Source organism: Micromonospora sp. S4605, assembly GCF_003176715.1.
Classification (GTDB): domain Bacteria; phylum Actinomycetota; class Actinomycetes; order Mycobacteriales; family Micromonosporaceae; genus Micromonospora; species Micromonospora echinaurantiaca.
The window spans coordinates 1-16,823 of record NZ_QGSW01000280.1 but is presented as its reverse complement, the minus strand read 5'-3'; the positions used below and the strand labels follow the sequence as shown (position 1 = coordinate 16,823).

Below are 16,823 nucleotides of genomic sequence, written 5' to 3'. Positions count from 1 at the left end.
GGACGCCCACCGCGCCGACCGTGCCCTACCAGGTACGGATGCCGGACGCGTGGACGCGGAAGCCCTCCCCCGTGCCCACCGTGTACGGATACAGCTCGAAGGTGCCGACCACGTCCGCCACCAGGTGGGTGCTGCCGGCGAGGTTGTACAGGTGGAACGCGTCCGTCGGGCCGATGCCGGACAGCACGGCATTCGAGACGGTCTGCCCGGCGGCCGGGTTCAGGTTGCTGGCCGTCGGCCTGGTGAGACCGGCGTCGGCCGGCCACACGGTGATCACCGTGTTGTTCGTCGGCGCCACCGCTGTCACGTTCATGGCCAGCGCCCGGGTGGCGTCGGTGACCAGCCCGGCGGGAGTGGTGACCTTCCTGGTCACGTTGGCGCCGAGGGCGTCGGTGGTGCCCTGGTCGTAGCGGCTGTCCACGATCCGGGTGGGGCTCTTCGGGGTGAACCGCAGGCCGTTCGGCACGTCCGTGCCGGCGAACACCCCGACCAGGTCCACCACCACATGCGCCTGCTGCGAGCTGTACAGGGAGAACGTCGCCTGGACGTTGGCGGTGCCGCAGCCGTGGCACTGCAGGGTCTGCACAACCGCCAGGTTCGGGACGGTGCGGCCCGCGTCGTAGTTCACCGTGGACGTTCCCGGCCGATCGCCGCCGCCCGCCCAAGCGGTGAGGAAACCGCTCTTCTGGGGGGCCACCACGGTGATGTTGACGATCAGGGAGTGGGCCGACGTGTCCAGCTCGGGGCCGAAGTCCACCCACCCTCGACGGGTCTCCCCGGCCGCCAGCGCCCCGCCGCTGACCCGGGTGTCGAAGAGCCGGACCGGCGTGACCGGATGTACCTGGCCACCCACCGGGTCCAGGTACCCGCGGACCGCGTCGCTGGCGGCGTAGAAGCCGACGACGTCGACCACGACGTGCGTGGCGCCGGTGTGGTTGTAGATGCTGATCCGGCCACCGGCGCCGAGTTTGGCCGTGACCAGGTTCGAGCCGAGCCAGCCGGCTGCGAAGTTGATCGACGAGGCGGTCGGCCGGCTCTCGCCCGCCGGGTACAGCGTCAGGTAGCCGCCGGCGGTGGGTCGGACCACTGTCACGTTCACGACCACCGCCCCGACCCCCTCGGCAGGCACTCCCGCTCGGCCGGCGACCTGAAGGTCGAGCACGCTGGCCGGGCCGATCGGAGCCGGTGCCGTGCCGTCGACGCGGGTGTCGAGGATCCGCCCCTGGCGCGGATAGTAGGTGCCGACGGCGTTGTGGTAGCCGCTGATGCTCAACCGCACGCGACGCGCGCCGTGACTGGTGTCGTCGGCGAGGACGATGGTCGCCGTCCTGACCGCGGTGCTGGTGACGCCCGCCGCCACCTGCAGCGTGCAGTGGTCGCCCAACGCCAGCGTGCGGCCGGTGCAGTCGTTGCCGGTGACCTGGAAGGTCGCCGCATCGGGCCCGGCGACGGTCAGCGCGCCGAAGGTCACCGGCACGGTCCCCACGGAGGTGAGGGTGACGGTTCGGGTCCGCGGCGCGGCGCCGATCTCGACCGCCCCGAAGTCGAGGGGCGACGCGTACGAGACGGCCTGGTAGTCCAGGTCGGAGTTCCACCGCAGCTCACCGTCGATGACGCCGCTGTCGTCGTTGCAGCGGAACGCGTACGCCGCGGCGAACGCGGTCAACTGCTGCGTCTCGGCGTCCCGGGCGACCTGCCGCACGGTGATCTGGCCGGTGCCGGTGCAGGTCCGGCCGCTGGCGTCGACGCTCAACCGCGCGGCGGTACCGCCGTCGGCGGTGGCGTACGTGCGGCCCTCCTGCCAGGTCTCGCCCTCCGGCGGCGTGACGTGCACGCCCGTCCAGTCGTGTACGGTGCCGGCCCGGAAGTGCGCCGTCATGGTGAGCGCGTCCCGGCCACCCAGGCCGGTCTGGACCTCCTCGTAGCGGCTGTCGAAGACACCGCTGTAGATGCCGTAGCCGAACCGGGTCTGGTCGCCCGCGTCGACGACGAGAATGCTGGTCGGCGTCGCCGTTTCGGCGAGCGCGACCCCCGGCAGCCCGGTCACGGCACACGCCGTAGCGACACCGACGCCGAGCAGGACGCGGAAGATACGCATGAAGACCCCGTGGAAAGAAAGATGAACGGGAATTCGCCGGCTCAGCGTAGGGCATCACGGGTCCGGCCGGGGGTCAGCAGTACCGCGGCGGTGCGAAGCACCCGGGCGGTGACCGTCGGCGACGCGGGCGCTGGCCAGATCACCTCCGGCCAGCGCCCGCCGCTGCGTCAGGATCAGTAGAAGCGGCCCGCCACGTCGACCACCACGTTCACGCTGCCCGCGTGGTTGCGCACGTTGAACTTCCCGTACGGCCCGAGCTCGCCGAACACCGCGCCGGAAACGGTCTGCCCGGGTGCCGGGTTGAGGTTGCTCGCCGCTGGGATGCCGTAGTCGGGCCAGTCGGCCGGCCACACGGTGAGCACGGTGTGCCCCGTCGGCGCCACGGCCGTCACGTTCATCGCCAGCACCACGTCCTCCGTGGTCCCCATCGCCGACGGCGGGACCACCTTGCGGATGTCGCCGGCGCCGAGCGCGCCCGAGGTGCCCAGACCGGTGCGGCTGTCGACGATGCGGGTGGGGTTCAACGGCTGGAACCGCCGGCCGAAGAGGACCGTCCCGTCGTCCATCATCCCGAACCCGTCGACGACGATGTGCGCGCGGGCCGAGGTGTAGATGGAGAAGGTCGGGGCTCCCTCCGGTGAGCAGAGTTCACCGTCGCAGGGCCGCGTCTGCACGATCGTGAGGTTCGGCGTGACGGTGCCGGCCCGGAAGTTCACCGTGGAGACGGCGGGCCGCTCGCCGGCACCCGACCAGGCCGTGACGAAGCCGTCCTGCTCGGGGTCGACCACGGTGATGTTCACGACCAGCGCCCGGGCATGGGGGTTGTCCCCGCCGAGCAGCTGTGTCAGGTGCAGGTAGCTGCCGGCCCCGCGCTTCTGACCGCCCGCGTCCGGATCGGTCCGGCTGTCGTAGATCCGGGTTGGCCGGTACGGGTGGTAGAGGCTGCCGATCCCGCGGTCGGCCAGGGTGTTGTCCGCCGCGTAGAAACCGATCACGTCGACCACGACGTGCGTGTCGCCATTCCGGTTGAACACCGACACGCGCCCGCCGGAGCCGAGCTTGACGGTGACGTTGTTGGAGCCCAGCCACCCCTTGGCGAAGTTGACCGAGGACGCGTTCGGGCGGGGCTGACCCGCCGGATAGACGGTGACGAAGCCGTCCGCGGTCGGGCCGGTGATCGTCACGTTGAGGACGACCGCACCGGCCCCGCTGCCCGGCACGCCGCCCCGCCCAGCGACCTGGAGGTCGACCTGGCCCGACGGACCGATCATGGCCTGCGGCGCACCCAGGCCCGCTCGGGTGTCCATCAGCCGGGTCGGAGCGACCGGGTAGTAGGTGCCGGTCACGTCCACGGCGGCGCTCGTCGTCGGCGGCTGCGCGGTGGCCGGGGCGGCCGTGAGCGCGCAGGTCGTGGCGAGGGCGACACCGGTGCTGAGCAGTGCGCGAAGTTTTCGCATTCGGTCCCCGTGAGAACGATGGGCGAAGATTGGTCGGCTCAGCCTAGGAGCGACGACCACGGGCGACAAGGCCGCGTCCCCGCTACGGTCCGAAACGACCGGCTTGGTCAGGCCGGTGTGGACCGAGGCGGTCAGTAGCCGCCGGTGGCGAGGACCCGCAGCGGATCGGCCGGCGCGGCGCCCGGCGGCAGGTGGAAGGTACCCACCACGTCGGTCACCAGGTGCGTGCTGCCGGCGAGGTTGTGCACGGTGAGCGCGTCCGTCGGGCCGATCCCGGCCAGCACCGCGTTGGAGACGGTCTGGCCGGCGGCCGGGTTCAGGTTGCTGGCCGCCGGTCGGGCCACACCGGCGTCGGCCGGCCAGACGGTGACGACGGTGTCGGCCGTCGGCGCGACCGCTGTCACGTTCGTCGCCAGCACCTGCGTGGCACTGGTGACCATGGTGGGCGGCGCGGTGATCCGGCGGGTCGCGTTCGGGCCGAGCGCCCCCGAGGTGCCGAGGTTGGCACGGCTGTCCACGATGCGCGTCGGGTCGAGCGGGGTGAACCGCAGACCGCCCGGCAGGGTGCCGTCGTCGATCACGCCGACCAGGTCGACCACGATGTCGGTGGCGCGCAGGCTGTACACCGCGAAGATCGGCACCCCGTACCAGGGCCCGCAGTCGTGGCAGGTGGCGGTCCGGACGTAGGCCAGATTGGGCACCACCGTGCCGGCGGCGTAGTTGACAGTGGAGGAGGTGGGTACCGGGCTGTCGCCGGCCCAGGCGCTGAGGAACCCGGAACGCTCCGGCCGGACGGCGGTGATGTTCAGGACCAGCGCCCGGACGTGCGGGCTGACCGGGCCGACGTCGACCCAGCGGTTGATCAGGGTGTTCCCCTCGATCGGGCCACCCTCCCGCCGGGTGTCGACCAGCCGGGTCGGTGTGACCCGCTGGTACTGGCCGCCCCGGCCGTGGCTGCCCCGCACCGTGTCGCTGCCGGCGTAGAAGCCCACCACGTCGACCACCACGTGGCTGCTGCCGGCATGGTGGTAGATCCCGACCCGGCCGTCCGGCGCGAGCTTGACGGTGACGTTGTTGGAGCCGAGCCAGCCCGCGCCGAAGTTGACCGAGGACGCGGTCGGTCGGGTCTGCCCGGCCGGGTAGACGGTCAGGTAGCCGCTCGCGGTCGGGCCGGCGACCGTCACGTTGAGCACGACCGAGCCGGCACCGCTCGCCGGCACCCCGCCCCGTCCCGCCACCTGAAGGTCGACCACCGTACGGGCACCGAGCGGGCCGGTCCGGCCGCCGAGCCCACTGCGGGTGTCCATCAGCCGCTCCGGCGCCAGCGGATAGTACGTCCCGACCACGGTGTCGGCCGCGACGGCGGCGGCGACCGGCTTGGTGACGGGCACGGCGGAGGCCGGCAGCCCGGCCAGCGCGTACGCCCCGACGGCGGTCACGGCGAGCAGGGCACGGATTGTGCGCACAATGGACCCCGGGGCCGGCACCACACCGGGGACGTACCCGCCGAGCCGACACCGGGACGGACCGCGGCGCAGAAAGCGAGGGCGCCCCGGCCGATGGCCGGGGCGCCCATTACGCGGGTGGTGCTCAGCTGCCGGTCGACGCCCGGCTCGCCTTGCCGGCCACCGGAGCGGTCTTGCCGGCCTTGAGCGTCGCGGCGGCGGTCGCCGACACGGGCTCCGGGTAGTAGAACGTGCCGACCACGTCAGCGATCATGTGCACGTTCCCCGAGAGGTTGTGCGTGTTGAACGCGAAGGGCGGCGTCGCCGAGGCCGGCCCGATCGGGGTCAGCACCGCACCGGACACGGTCTGACCGGCGGCGGGGTTGAGGTTGCTGGTGCCCGGCTTCGGGAAGTTCTCGTAGCCGAACGGCCAGACGGTGATCACCGTGTTGCTGGTCGGCGCGACGGCGGTCATGTTCAGCGCCAGCACGTCGGTCGTGTCGGTGAGCAGCGCGGACGGGGTGGCGACCTTGCGGACCGAGCCCGGGCCGAGGATGCCCTGGTAGCCCTGGCCGATCCGGCTGTCGGCGATCCGGGTCGGGCTGATCGGCTTGAACCGCAGGCCGTACTCCAGGGTGCCGTCGTCCATCATGCCGACCAGGTCGGTCACGAAGTGCGCGGACTGCGAGGTGTAGACCCGGAACATCGGGGCGCCCCAGATCTCCGAGCACCAGTCCTCGTAGCACGGCCGGGTCTGCACGAAGGCCAGGTTCGGCACCACCTTGCCGGCGCCGTAGTTGACCGTCGACGCGCCCGGCATGCTGCCCGCACCGGACCATGCGGTCAGGAAGCCCGCCTTCGCCGGCGAGACCGCGGTGAGGTTGATGACCAGGCTCCGGACGTTCGGGTTCTCCGGCCCGAAGTCGATCGCGTAGTCGATGTACGAGCCGGCCGGCATCTTGCCGGTGCCGTCGTAGCGGGTGTCGAACATCCGCTGCGGGATGTACGCCTGGTACTCACCGCCGTTGCGGTCGACCATGGTGTTGTCGGCGGCGTAGAAGCCGACCACGTCCACCACCACGTGGGTCGACCCGGCGTGGTTGTAGACCGACACCTTGCCGCCCGCGCCGAGCTTGACGGTGACGTTGTTCGAGCCCAGCCAGCCCTTGGGGAAGTTGATCGAGGAGGCGTTCGGCCGCGCCTCGCCCGCCGGGTAGGCGGTGACGAAGCTGCTCGACGTCGGACCGGTGATGGTCACGTTGAGCACGACCGCGCCGACACCCGCGGCCGGAACGCCGCCCCGCCCGGCGACCTGGAGGTCAACCTTCTTGGTCGCGCCGATCGCGCCGGCCGGAGCGCCCACGCCGCTACGGGTGTCGAGCAGCCGGGCCGGGGCCAGCGGGTAGAAGGCACCCGTGGTGTCGTCGATCGCCGCCGCCGCCTGCTGCGGCGCGGCCGGTGCCGCGGAGGCCGTACCCGGCACCACGGCGAGTGCACATGCTCCGGCGAGGGTAGCGCCGAGCAGAGTGCGGAATTTGCGCATAGAGACCCCGTGGAAGGAGAGGAATAGGGAATTGCCGCCTCAGCGTAGGTGTCGGGGTCAATGCCGGCAAGGCCGATCCGGCCGGAGGAACGGGGAAAACAGCTGACGGACGAATCCGGACTTAATGGTCTCTTAAAGGTCCGGGCATAGGGTTTTCCACAGGGGTGAAGCGTTTTCCACAAGTTGTCCACAGCGGTCGCGACACCCCTTGACATTCGGGCTGAGCAGGCGAGACTTCCCGGGTGGCCGCTGCCGACGATCGCGTACCGGCGCCCCGGGCGCCGGAGTCGCCCCGGCGCGCCCGGATCGTGCTGGCCGAGGTGTCCCGGCGGGACGACCGGGCCGACCGCACCCGCACCGAGCTGGCCCAGCAGACCCGGGTCGGCGAGGCGCTGGTCCGCGGCCTGGTCCGCGCCCAGTTGGCGCTGGCCCTGCGGCTCTCGCTGGTGGTGGCGATCGGGCTGGGCGGGCTGCCCTGGCTGTTCGCCATCGCGCCGGCGGTCGGCCGGGTCACCGTGCTCGGCGTCAAGCTGCCCTGGCTGCTGCTCGGGGTGGTGTCGTTTCCGTTCCTGATCGGGGTCGGCTGGGCGTACGTGCGGCTGGCCGAGCGGAACGAGCAGGACTTCACCGACCTGGTCCAGCGGCCGGAGCGCTGAGGTGGGCAACGCCTTCGTCGTACCGGCGATCGTCGCGGTCACCCTGGTGACCGTCGGGATCGGCTTCTACGGGCTGCGACTAGCCCGCACCACCTCCGACTTCCTGGTCGCCTCCCGGGTGATCAGTCCGACCTGGAACGCGGCAGCGATCGGCGGGGAGTACCTCTCCGCGGCGAGTTTCCTCGGCGTCGCCGGCCTGATCCTCAAGTACGGCGTTGACGTGCTCTGGTACCCGGTCGGCTTCGCCGCCGGTTACCTCGCCCTGCTGCTCTTCGTGGCCGCGCCGCTGCGTCGCTCCGGCGCGTTCACCCTGCCCGACTTCTGCGAGCTGCGGCTCGGCTCGCGCCGGCTGCGCACCCTGGCCACCGTCTTCGTCATCTTCATCGGCTGGCTCTACCTGGTGCCGCAGTTGCAGGGGGCCGGGCTGACGCTGGCCACCGTGACCGGCTCCGCGTATCCGGTGGGCGCGCTGGTGGTGGCCGTGGTGGTGACCGCCAACGTGGCGCTCGGCGGAATGCGGGCGATCACCTTCGTCCAGGCCTTCCAGTACTGGCTGAAGCTGACCGCGCTGGCCGTACCCGCGATCTTCCTGGCGTTGCAGTGGCAGGCCGACGCCCGCCCGGCGGTGACCCCGCCCGACGGGCCGACGTTCCGGGTCGCGACCACCGTCGTGGTCGAGCACCGCGCCACCCTCACCCTGCCCGACGGCGAGACCCGCGAGGTACGCCCCGGCGAGGAGCTGAGCTTCGCCGCCGGCGACCCGGTGCCGGAGGTCTCCGGGGTGGCCACCGACGCCGCCGAATGGCTGCTGCCCAGCACCGCCGGCGACGACGACCAGGGACTCTTCGCGACCTACTCGCTGATCCTGGCGACCTTCCTGGGCACCATGGGGCTGCCACACGTGCTGGTGCGCTTCTACACCAACCCGGACGGCGCGGCCGCCCGGCGCACCACCCTGGTGGTGCTCGCCCTGGTCGGCGTGTTCTATCTCCTCCCCACGATCTACGGGGTGCTCGGCCGGATCTACACCCCACAACTGCTGGTCACCGGGCAGACCGACGCGGTGGTGGTGCTGCTCCCCGAGGCCGCGCTCGGCCACGGCACCACCGGCCGGCTGCTCGCCGCGCTGGTCGCCGCGGGCGCGTTCGCGGCCTTCCTCTCCACCTCGTCCGGGCTGCTCACCAGCGTCGCCGGCGTGATCTCGACGGACGTGCTCGGCCGCGGCTCGGTACGCGGCTTCCGGCTGGCCACCGTGATCGCCGGCGCGGTGCCGGCGGTGCTCGCGCTCAACCTCGCCGGGCTCGACGTGTCGCAGGTGGTCGGGCTGGCGTTCGCGGTCGCCGCGTCCAGCTTCTGCCCGCTGCTGGTGCTCGGCATCTGGTGGCGCGGGCTGACCGACCTGGGCGCCGCCGCCGGGATCCTGGTCGGCGGCGGCGCCGCGATCCTCGCGGTGCTGGTCACCGTGGTCGGGCCGCCGCTGTCCGGCTGGCCGGCCACGCTCACCACGCAGCCGGCCGCCTGGACGGTGCCGCTCGCCTTCACCGTGATGGTGGCGGTGTCGCTGGCCACCCGCCGCCGGGCGCCGGCCGACGTCGCGGCCACCATGCTCCGCCTGCACACCCCGGAGTCGCTGCGCCTGCAACCGGGCCGTCAGCAGTAGGACTGCACGTCGGCCGGGTACGACTGCGGGATGACAGCGGATCATCCCTCGGCCGGACCAGGTGTTCGTCACCGACGGATACGGTCGTACGCATGACTGGTGAGCACTCGGCCCTCTCGCTGCGTGGCCTGGCGAAGGCGTTCGACGGCAAGGTCGCGGTGGCCGGCGTCGACCTCGACGTGCCGGCCGGTTCCTTCTACGGCCTGCTCGGCCCGAACGGCGCCGGCAAGACCACCACGCTGTCGATGGCCGTCGGGCTGCTCCGGCCGGACGCCGGCGGGGCCTGGGTGCTCGGGCACGACGTGTGGGCCGACCCGGTCGGCGCCAAGCGGCTGCTCGGCGTCATGCCGGACGGCGTACGCCTCTTCGACCGGCTCAGCGGCGCGGAGCTGCTCGCGTACCACGGCCTGCTGCGCGGCATGGACCCGGCGGTGGTCGACCAGCGGGCCGCGGAGCTGCTCGACGTGCTCGCGCTCGGCGACGCCGGCCGGACGCTGGTGGTCGACTACTCGGCCGGTATGAAGAAGAAGATCGGCCTGGCCTGCGCGCTGCTGCACGGGCCGCGGCTGCTCGTGCTCGACGAGCCGTTCGAGGCGGTCGACCCGGTCTCCGCCGCGCTGATCCGGGACATCCTCCAGCGGTACGTGGCCAGCGGCGGCACGGTGGTCTTCTCCAGCCACGTGATGGAGGTCGTCGAGCGGCTCTGCTCGCACGTGGCGATCCTGGCCGCCGGCACCATCAAGCGGGTCGGCACGCTGCCGGAGGTCCGCGGCGACCGCTCGCTGGAGCAGGTCTTCGTCGAGGTGGTCGGCGGTAGGACGGCGACCGGTGAGGAGCTGGCGTGGCTGTCCCGGTGACCACCCCGGCCACCCCGGCCACCCCGGCCACGGCGACCCGTGGCGTCTCCCCGCGGCACTTCGTCCGACTCAAGCTGCGGGTGATGGTCAACAACTTCCGCGGCCAGGGCTGGCGGATCGCCCTCTACGTGGTCGGCGTGGTGGTCGGGCTCTGGTTCGCCGGCACCGGCTTCTTCCTCTTCGCCGCGCCGGGGCTGGCCGGCAACGACCGGTACGCGCTGATGGTCGCCGCGTTCGGTGGCGGCCTGCTGCTGCTCGGCTGGCTGCTGCTGCCGCTGGTCTTCTTCGGGGTGGACGAGACGCTCGACCCGGCCCGGTTCGCGTTGCTGCCGCTGCCCCGCCGCACCCTGGTCACCGGGCTGCTCGCCGCCGCCCTGGTGAGCGTGCCGGCGGTCGCCCTGCTGCTGGCGCTCTCCGGCCTGGTGTTCACCGCCGGCGCGCTCGGTGGCTGGTCGGCGGCCGTGGTCGAGGCGGTCGGGGTGGTCGCCGGCCTGCTGCTCTGCGTCGCCGCCGCCCGGGCGGTGACCAGCGCGTTCGCCGCCATGCTCCGCTCCCGCCGGGTCCGCGACCTGGCCGCCGTGCTGCTCGCGGTGGCCGCCGCGCTGCTCGGCCCGTTGCAGATCTTCGGCCTGGCGGCGTTGCGGGACGCGGACTGGGACCGGCTCGATCCGGTGGCCGAGGTGGTCGGCTGGACCCCGTTCGGCGCGCCCTGGACGGCCGGCATCGACGTCGCCGAGGGGCGGGTCTGGGCCGCTCCGGTCAAGCTCCTGATCACCGCGCTCGCCCTGCTGGCACTGCTGGCCTGGTGGTCCCGGTCGCTGGAGTCGGCGATGGTCGGTGCGGCCAGCGCCGGCCCGGCTCCGGCCCGGCGCGGGCCGGCCGGCGGCGCGGTGGCGCAGCTCTTCCCCCGCTGGGTCGGCTGGGCCGGGCGGGACCCGTTCGGGGCGCTGGTGGCCCGGGAGGCCCGGTACTGGTGGCGGGACGCCCGGCGGCGGGCGAACCTGATCACCGTGGCGGTGGTCGGGCTCTTCGTGCCCGTCATGGTCAACCTGGGTGGCGCGAACCTGGCCGACGGCGGCACCGAGGGGTTCACCGTGCCGGACACCTCGTCACCGGTGCTGGTCAGCCTCTCCATGCTCTTCGTCGGGGTGCTCGCCTCGGTCACCCTGGCCAACCAGTTCGGCTTCGACGGCAGCGCGTACGCCGCGCACCTGGTCGCCGGCGTGCCCGGCCAGCAGGAGCTGCGAGCCCGGATGGCGGCGTTCTCGCTCTACGTGCTGCCGATGCTGGCGGTCGTCTCGATCGCGCTGGCGGTGATCCTCGGCCGGCCCGGCTGGATCGGGGTGACCGCCGGCAGTCTGCTCGGCACCTACGGCGTGGGGCTGGCGGTGAACAGCTTCGTCTCGGTGCTCGGGGCGTACGCGCTGCCGGAGACGAGCAACCCGTTCGCGTTGAACAGTGGCGCCGGGGTGGCGAAGAGCTTCCTCACCCTGCTGGCCATGGTGGGCACCGCGGTCGCGGCGGTGCCGATGGTGGTCGCCGCGGCGCTGCTCGGCGACGTCTGGCACTGGCTGGCCCTGCCGGTCGGCGCGGCGTACGGCCTGGGCGCCGCGCTGCTCGGCGCGTACCTGGCCGGCGACGTCCTCGACCGCCGCCAGCCCGAACTGCTCGCCACCGTGACCCCCCGCCGCTGACCCGCCCCGCACGGAGGACGCGGCACCGGCCGTAGCTCACCGAATCTCCGGGACGGCCGGGTTGGCGCGGGCGGCGAGAATGGGCGGATGCCTGTCGTCGAGGCGGTGGCGACCGTGCCGGTGCCACCCGAGCTGGCCTTCGCGGTCTCGCAGACCACCGCGCCGGTGCGCTACCGGTGGGACCCGTTCGTCCGGGAGCAGCACTTCGTCGACGGGGCGACCCGGCCCGGCAAGGGCGTACGCACCTTCACCCGTTCCCGGCACGGGCTGGTGATGGTGAGCGAGTACGTCTCCTGGGCGCCGCCGAGCCACGTCGGCATGAAGATGGTGCGCGGGCCGTGGTTCTTCGAGATGTTCGCCGGCGGCTGGCGGTTCGCGCCGGCCCCGGAGCCCGGCCACACGATCGCCACCTGGCGGTACAGCTTCCGCTGCCGGCCGGCGTTGCTGCGCCCGGTCGCCGACCGGATCGGGAGGTGGCTGCTCGGCCGCGACATCCGCCGCCGGATCGCCGGGTACGCCGCCGGCTGCGCCGACCCAGAGGTGCTGGCCGCCGCCCGCCGCTCCCTCACCGCCGACGATTGACCCCAGGGGTACGTCACCGGTGCCGCGACCGGGTCGGGCCGGCTGGCTGACCCGGCGCAGACCTGGCGGGCCAACGGCGGCCGCTGGCGACCGGAGCTCTCCGCCGTCCGACTCGTTGTCGAGATCTTGGAAGGAAACGGCCCCTGGAGGGGCGGGAATCTTCCAAGATCTCAAGCGACGGCCCGGCGGGAGCGCGGCGGTGAGCCGGGTTGTGCCGCACCTGGCGATGCGGTCGCTCTGGCTGTGGCGGGGCGGGTGGCGCGCACTGGCCGTGCCGGCCGGCCCGGCTCGCGCTGCTGGTGGAATACCGGGCGGACCGCCCGGCACTGCTGGTCTTGCTGGGCGCGCTGATGACGGAGGCGGGTGACCAGCTCGACCAGCTCAACGGCCACGCCCGACCGATCGACCTGCACGACCGCTTCCTCGCCTGGGCGCGCCCCCGGGTGCCCGGTGACGAGCGGGGTGGGGCCGGGAACGTTGCCCCGGCGCGGCGCGGACCCGGCACGGTTGACGGCGGGGAGCGGCAGAATGTTCCACGTGAATCATGAGCCGGGTGCCGAGATCCACCACACCGATCCGTTCGCCGTACCGGCCGGGCAGCGCTCGCCCGTACGCCGGCTGCGGGGTCGGCTGGCCGCTCCGGTGACACTCTGGACGGCGCCCGGCCCGGCGGGCCTGACGGTGTCGTCCACGCTGGTGGCCGAGGGCGAGCCGGACCGGCTGCTCGGCCTCGTCGACCCGGAGTCCGACCTGTGGGCGGCGGCCGAGGCGGCCGGCCGGTTCGCGGTGGCCCCGCTCGGCCCGCCGCACCGGCAGCTCGCCGACCGGTTCGCCGGCCTCTTCCCGTCGCCGGGCGGCCTCTTCGCCACCGGCGAGTGGACCGAGACGCCCTACGGCCCGGTGCCGGCCGACGCCGGCGGGTGGGCCGGCTGCCGGCTGGACACCGCCCGGGAGTACGGCTGGGGCCTGCTGGTGGAGGCCACCATCGAGGCGGTCGAGTTGGCCGAGGAGACGGACCCGCTGCTGCACTACCGGGGTCGCTACCGCGAACTGGTCTGACCAGCGCCGGGGCCGCTCCCACCGGCCGAACGGCCACCCCGCGAGCGGCGCCCCGGCCGCGACCGGCGGCCAGCCCGGCGATTCGCTGTCAGGCACCCCACGGCCGGTGACCAGTCAGTCAGCGGCGCCCGAGCCGCGACCGGCGGCCAGCCCGGCGGTCAGGCACCCACTGCTGGTGACCAGTCACCCGACGCCCGGTGGCCGGCGCGGCCGCAGCGTGGGCGGCTGTCCGGCGACCGCTCATCGGAGTGAGCTGGGTCACTCGGCGCAGCCACCGTGCCGTTCGGCGCACCCGGCGACCAACGTCGATCTCGGCCTTCCCCGGCGGGGAGCGCGCTTCCTAGCGTGCGCGGAAATCCCCGATGCCTGTGAAGGTGGTGATCCACAGATGTCCACGGACACACCCGCGCCGGCCGACGCGTCCACGCCGGACCGGTATCTCGCCGTACAGCGGTCGGACGAGTTCGCCGGGTTGCGCCGCGCGCTGCGCGGCTTCGTCTTCCCGATGACCGTCGCGTTCTTCCTGTGGTACGCGCTCTACGTGATCCTGTCCGCGTACGCGCGGGGGTTCATGGGCACGAAGCTGTTCGGCAACATCAACGTCGCCCTCGTCTTCGGCCTGCTCCAGTTCGTCTCCACCTTCCTCATCGCCTGGCTCTACTCCCGGCACGCCGAACGGAAGATCGACCCGGTCGCCGACCGGATCCGCGCCGAGATCGGGGAGGTGACCCATGAACACGGTCCTCGCGGCTGAGGCGGGCGACACCACCGCCCGCAACCTGACCATCACGCTCTTCCTGGTCTTCGTGGCGGTGACCCTGGCCATCACCATCTGGGCCAGCCGGCAGACCAAGACCGCCACCGACTTCTACGCCGGCGGCCGGTCCTTCTCCGGCTTCCAGAACGGCATGGCGATCGGTGGCGACTACATGTCGGCGGCGTCGTTCCTCGGCATCGCCGGCCTGATCGCCCTCTACGGCTACGACGGCTTCCTCTACTCGATCGGCTTCCTGGTCGCCTGGCTGGTGGCGCTGCTGCTGGTCGCCGAACTGCTGCGGAACTCCGGTCGGTACACGATGGCCGACGTGCTGGCCTTCCGGATGCGCCAGCGCCCGGTGCGTACCGCCGCGGCGGTCTCCACCATCACCGTGTCGATCTTCTACCTGCTGGCCCAGATGGTGGGCGCGGGTGCGCTGGTGGCGCTGCTGCTCGGGATCAAGCCGGGAACGACCTTCCTCGGCATGGACGCGGACGCCGCCAAGATCGCCACCATCATCATGGTCGGCGCCCTCATGATCATCTACGTCACGGTGGGTGGCATGAAGGGCACCACCTACGTGCAGATCGTCAAGGCGTTCCTGCTGATGGGCGGCGCGATCATCATGACGCTGCTGGTGCTGGCGAAGTACAAGTTCAACCTCTCCTCGCTGCTCGGCGACGCCGCGGACGCCTCCGGGAAGGGAGCCGCCTTCCTCGAACCCGGGCTCCGCTACGGGGTGGAGACACCCGGCGACGCGCTGAAGACCTTCTACAGCAAGATGGACCTGCTCTCGCTGGGCATCGCCCTGGTGCTGGGCACCGCCGGCCTGCCGCACATCCTGATCCGCTTCTACACGGTCCCGACCGCGAAGGCGGCCCGTAAGAGCGTGCTCTGGGCGATCGGCATCATCGGCACCTTCTACCTGCTCACCCTGGCCCTCGGCTTCGGCGCGGCGGCCCTGGTGGGCGGGGAGGCGATCACCGCCCAGGACCGGGCCGGCAACACGGCGGCCCCGCAGCTCGCCGAGGCGCTCGGTATCGACTTCCTCGGCGGCGACCTGGGCGGGGCGACGCTGCTGGCGGTGATCGCGGCGGTCGCCTTCGCCACCATCCTGGCCGTGGTCGCCGGGTTGACCCTGGCCTCGTCGTCGAGCCTCGCGCACGACTTCTACGCCAACGTGGTCAAGGACGGCAAGGCCTCGGAGCGGCAGGAGGTCGGGGTGGCCCGCATCTCCGCGCTGGTGATCGGCGCCATCTCGATCGTGCTGTCCATCTTCGCGCAGAACCTGAACGTGGCGTTCCTGGTGGCGCTGGCGTTCGCGGTGGCCGCCTCCGGCAACCTGCCGGCGATCCTCTACAGCCTGTTCTGGAAGCGGTTCAACACCTCGGGCGCGGTCTGGGCGATCTACGGCGGTCTGCTCTCGGCCGTGCTGCTGGTGTTCTTCTCGCCGGTGGTCTCCGGGGCGGCGACGTCGATGTTCCCGGACCAGGACTGGCAGTGGTTCCCGCTGTCCAACCCGGGCATCCTGTCCATCCCGTTCGGCTTCCTGTGCGGGTGGATCGGCACCGTCATCTCCAAGGAGAGCGACGAGGAGAAGTACGCCGAGCTGGAGGTCCGTTCCCTCACCGGAGCCGGCGCGCACTAAGCCGGCCCGTCCGGCGGGCCCCCGGTCGAGACCGACCGGGGGCCCGTCGCGCGGGGGTGCGGGTGGCCGGTGCCGGACCGGCCCGGTGAGTAGGCTGACCTCCATGAAGGTTGCAGCGCGCTTCGGACCGGGTCACCGCATCCTCGTCACCGGCGGCGCCGGTTTCGTCCCGTCACACCTGGTGGACGTGCTGATCTCCCGCGGCTGCACGGTGGTCGCGCTGGACAACTTCGTCACCGGGTCGAAGGAGAACGTCGCCCACCTGCTGGACGAGCCGACCTTCACGCTCGTCGAGGCGGACATCTCCGACGGCCTGCCGAACCACCACCCGGCGGTGGCCGAGCGGTTCGACGCGATCCTGCACATGGCCTCGCCGGCCAGCCCGACGGACTTCGAGAAGCTGCCGGTGGAGATCCTCCGGGTCGGCTCGGTGGCCACCCTGCACCTGCTGGACCGCGCGGTCGCCGACGGCGCCCGGTTCCTGATGGCGTCCACCTCCGAGGCGTACGGGGACCCGAAGGAGCACCCGCAGCGGGAGACGTACTGGGGTAACGTCAACCCGATCGGCATCCGCAGCGTCTACGACGAGGCGAAGCGGTTCGCCGAGGCGGCCACCATGGCCTACCACCGCAGCCGGGGCCTGGACGCCGCGATCGTCCGGATCTTCAACACGTACGGCCCGCGGATGCGGCCGGACGACGGGCGGGCCATCCCCACCTTCATCTCCCAGGCGCTGCGCGGCGAGCCGATCACCGTGCACGGCACCGGCAACCAGACCCGCTCGATCTGCTACGTCGAGGACCTCGTCCGGGGCATCCTGCTGCTGCTCGACTCCACCGAGACCGGGCCGATCAACTGCGGCACCGAGCACGAGATGAGCATGCGGCAACTGGCCGAGACGATCGTGTCACTCTCCGGCAGCACTTCCGAGGTGACGTACGTCACCCGGGCGGCCGACGACCCGGAGATGCGCCGGCCCGATCTGACCCTCGCCCGCGAACTGCTGGGATACGAGCCGACCGTGGCGCCCGAAGACGGCCTGCGGCGCACGATCGAGTACTTCCGCGAGCGGCTAGGGTAACCGCCCCGCCGCCACACCGGCCCGCGGATCAGGGCGGTACTCGCTCCGGCTACGTACCCTGAGTTACATGTCAGCGACCACGCCAGCCGGCCTTCCGCTCCCGTACCTGCACCGCAGCGCCGGGCGCGCGTCGGTGCCCGGCTCCGGTCGGAGCGCCACCGGACGCGCCCGCCCGGGTGAGCCGCGCTGGTACCCGGCGCCGGACGACGAACCGCAGGTCGGCGGGCCCGGCGGCCCGGGCGGGCCCGGCGGCCCGGGCGGGCCGAGCGGCCCGGACGGCCCCGGC

12 protein-coding genes and 2 pseudogenes are annotated in these 16,823 nt (G+C 72.5%); 10 read left to right on the top strand and 4 right to left on the bottom strand.

Annotated elements, in window-relative coordinates; genetic code table 11:
• Positions 1-25: 25 nt before the first annotated feature.
• The 4 genes from DLJ47_RS25195 to DLJ47_RS25180 form a co-directional block, all read right to left on the bottom strand.
• On the bottom strand, positions 26-2,098 hold the full coding sequence (locus DLJ47_RS25195) for a choice-of-anchor D domain-containing protein (RefSeq protein WP_109903420.1): 2,073 nt from the start codon (positions 2,096-2,098) through the stop codon (positions 26-28).
• A 173-nt stretch (positions 2,099-2,271) separates the two neighbouring features.
• Positions 2,272-3,555: a hypothetical protein gene (locus DLJ47_RS25190; RefSeq protein WP_109903418.1), complete on the bottom strand. Its 1,284-nt coding sequence runs from the start codon at positions 3,553-3,555 to the stop codon at positions 2,272-2,274.
• A 131-nt stretch (positions 3,556-3,686) separates the two neighbouring features.
• Positions 3,687-5,021, bottom strand: a complete 1,335-nt coding sequence (locus DLJ47_RS25185) for a hypothetical protein (RefSeq protein WP_109903416.1) — start codon at positions 5,019-5,021, stop codon at positions 3,687-3,689.
• A 124-nt stretch (positions 5,022-5,145) separates the two neighbouring features.
• Positions 5,146-6,543 (bottom strand): hypothetical protein, encoded by a 1,398-nt coding sequence (locus DLJ47_RS25180; RefSeq protein ID WP_158289895.1) that lies wholly within the window; start codon positions 6,541-6,543, stop codon positions 5,146-5,148.
• A gap of 242 nt (positions 6,544-6,785) precedes the next feature.
• Between DLJ47_RS25180 and DLJ47_RS25175 the strand changes: the two genes are divergently transcribed.
• The 10 genes and pseudogenes from DLJ47_RS25175 to DLJ47_RS37120 form a co-directional block, all read left to right on the top strand.
• On the top strand, positions 6,786-7,199 hold the full coding sequence (locus DLJ47_RS25175) for a hypothetical protein (RefSeq protein ID WP_109903412.1): 414 nt from the start codon (positions 6,786-6,788) through the stop codon (positions 7,197-7,199).
• Between the two features lies 1 nt (position 7,200).
• Positions 7,201-8,859 carry a sodium/solute symporter gene (locus DLJ47_RS25170; protein ID WP_109903410.1) on the top strand — a complete coding sequence of 553 codons (1,659 nt, stop codon included), beginning with the start codon at positions 7,201-7,203 and terminating at the stop codon, positions 8,857-8,859.
• Positions 8,860-8,951: 92 nt separating this feature from the next.
• On the top strand, positions 8,952-9,716 hold the full coding sequence (locus DLJ47_RS25165; RefSeq protein ID WP_109903408.1) for an ABC transporter ATP-binding protein: 765 nt from the start codon (positions 8,952-8,954) through the stop codon (positions 9,714-9,716).
• On the top strand, positions 9,701-11,410 hold the full coding sequence (locus tag DLJ47_RS25160) for an ABC transporter permease (protein WP_109903406.1): 1,710 nt from the start codon (positions 9,701-9,703) through the stop codon (positions 11,408-11,410). Before DLJ47_RS25165 ends, DLJ47_RS25160 begins: the two co-directional genes overlap by 16 nt.
• 87 nt (positions 11,411-11,497) lie before the next feature.
• Positions 11,498-11,992, top strand: coding sequence for an SRPBCC family protein (locus tag DLJ47_RS25155; protein WP_109903404.1), 495 nt, complete (start codon positions 11,498-11,500; stop codon positions 11,990-11,992).
• Positions 11,993-12,291: 299 nt separating this feature from the next.
• Positions 12,292-13,051 (top strand): annotated as a pseudogene (locus DLJ47_RS25145) (flavin reductase family protein).
• Positions 13,052-13,439: 388 nt separating this feature from the next.
• Positions 13,440-13,805 (top strand): DUF485 domain-containing protein, encoded by a 366-nt coding sequence (locus tag DLJ47_RS25140; RefSeq protein WP_109903400.1) that lies wholly within the window; start codon positions 13,440-13,442, stop codon positions 13,803-13,805.
• Positions 13,783-15,456, top strand: a complete 1,674-nt coding sequence (locus DLJ47_RS25135; protein ID WP_109903398.1) for a solute symporter family protein — start codon at positions 13,783-13,785, stop codon at positions 15,454-15,456. Before DLJ47_RS25140 ends, DLJ47_RS25135 begins: the two co-directional genes overlap by 23 nt.
• Positions 15,457-15,559: 103 nt before the next feature.
• Positions 15,560-16,537 (top strand): NAD-dependent epimerase/dehydratase family protein, encoded by a 978-nt coding sequence (locus tag DLJ47_RS25130; protein WP_109903396.1) that lies wholly within the window; start codon positions 15,560-15,562, stop codon positions 16,535-16,537.
• Positions 16,538-16,604: 67 nt separating this feature from the next.
• Positions 16,605-16,823, top strand: a pseudogene (locus DLJ47_RS37120) (LCP family glycopolymer transferase); the annotation flags it as partial.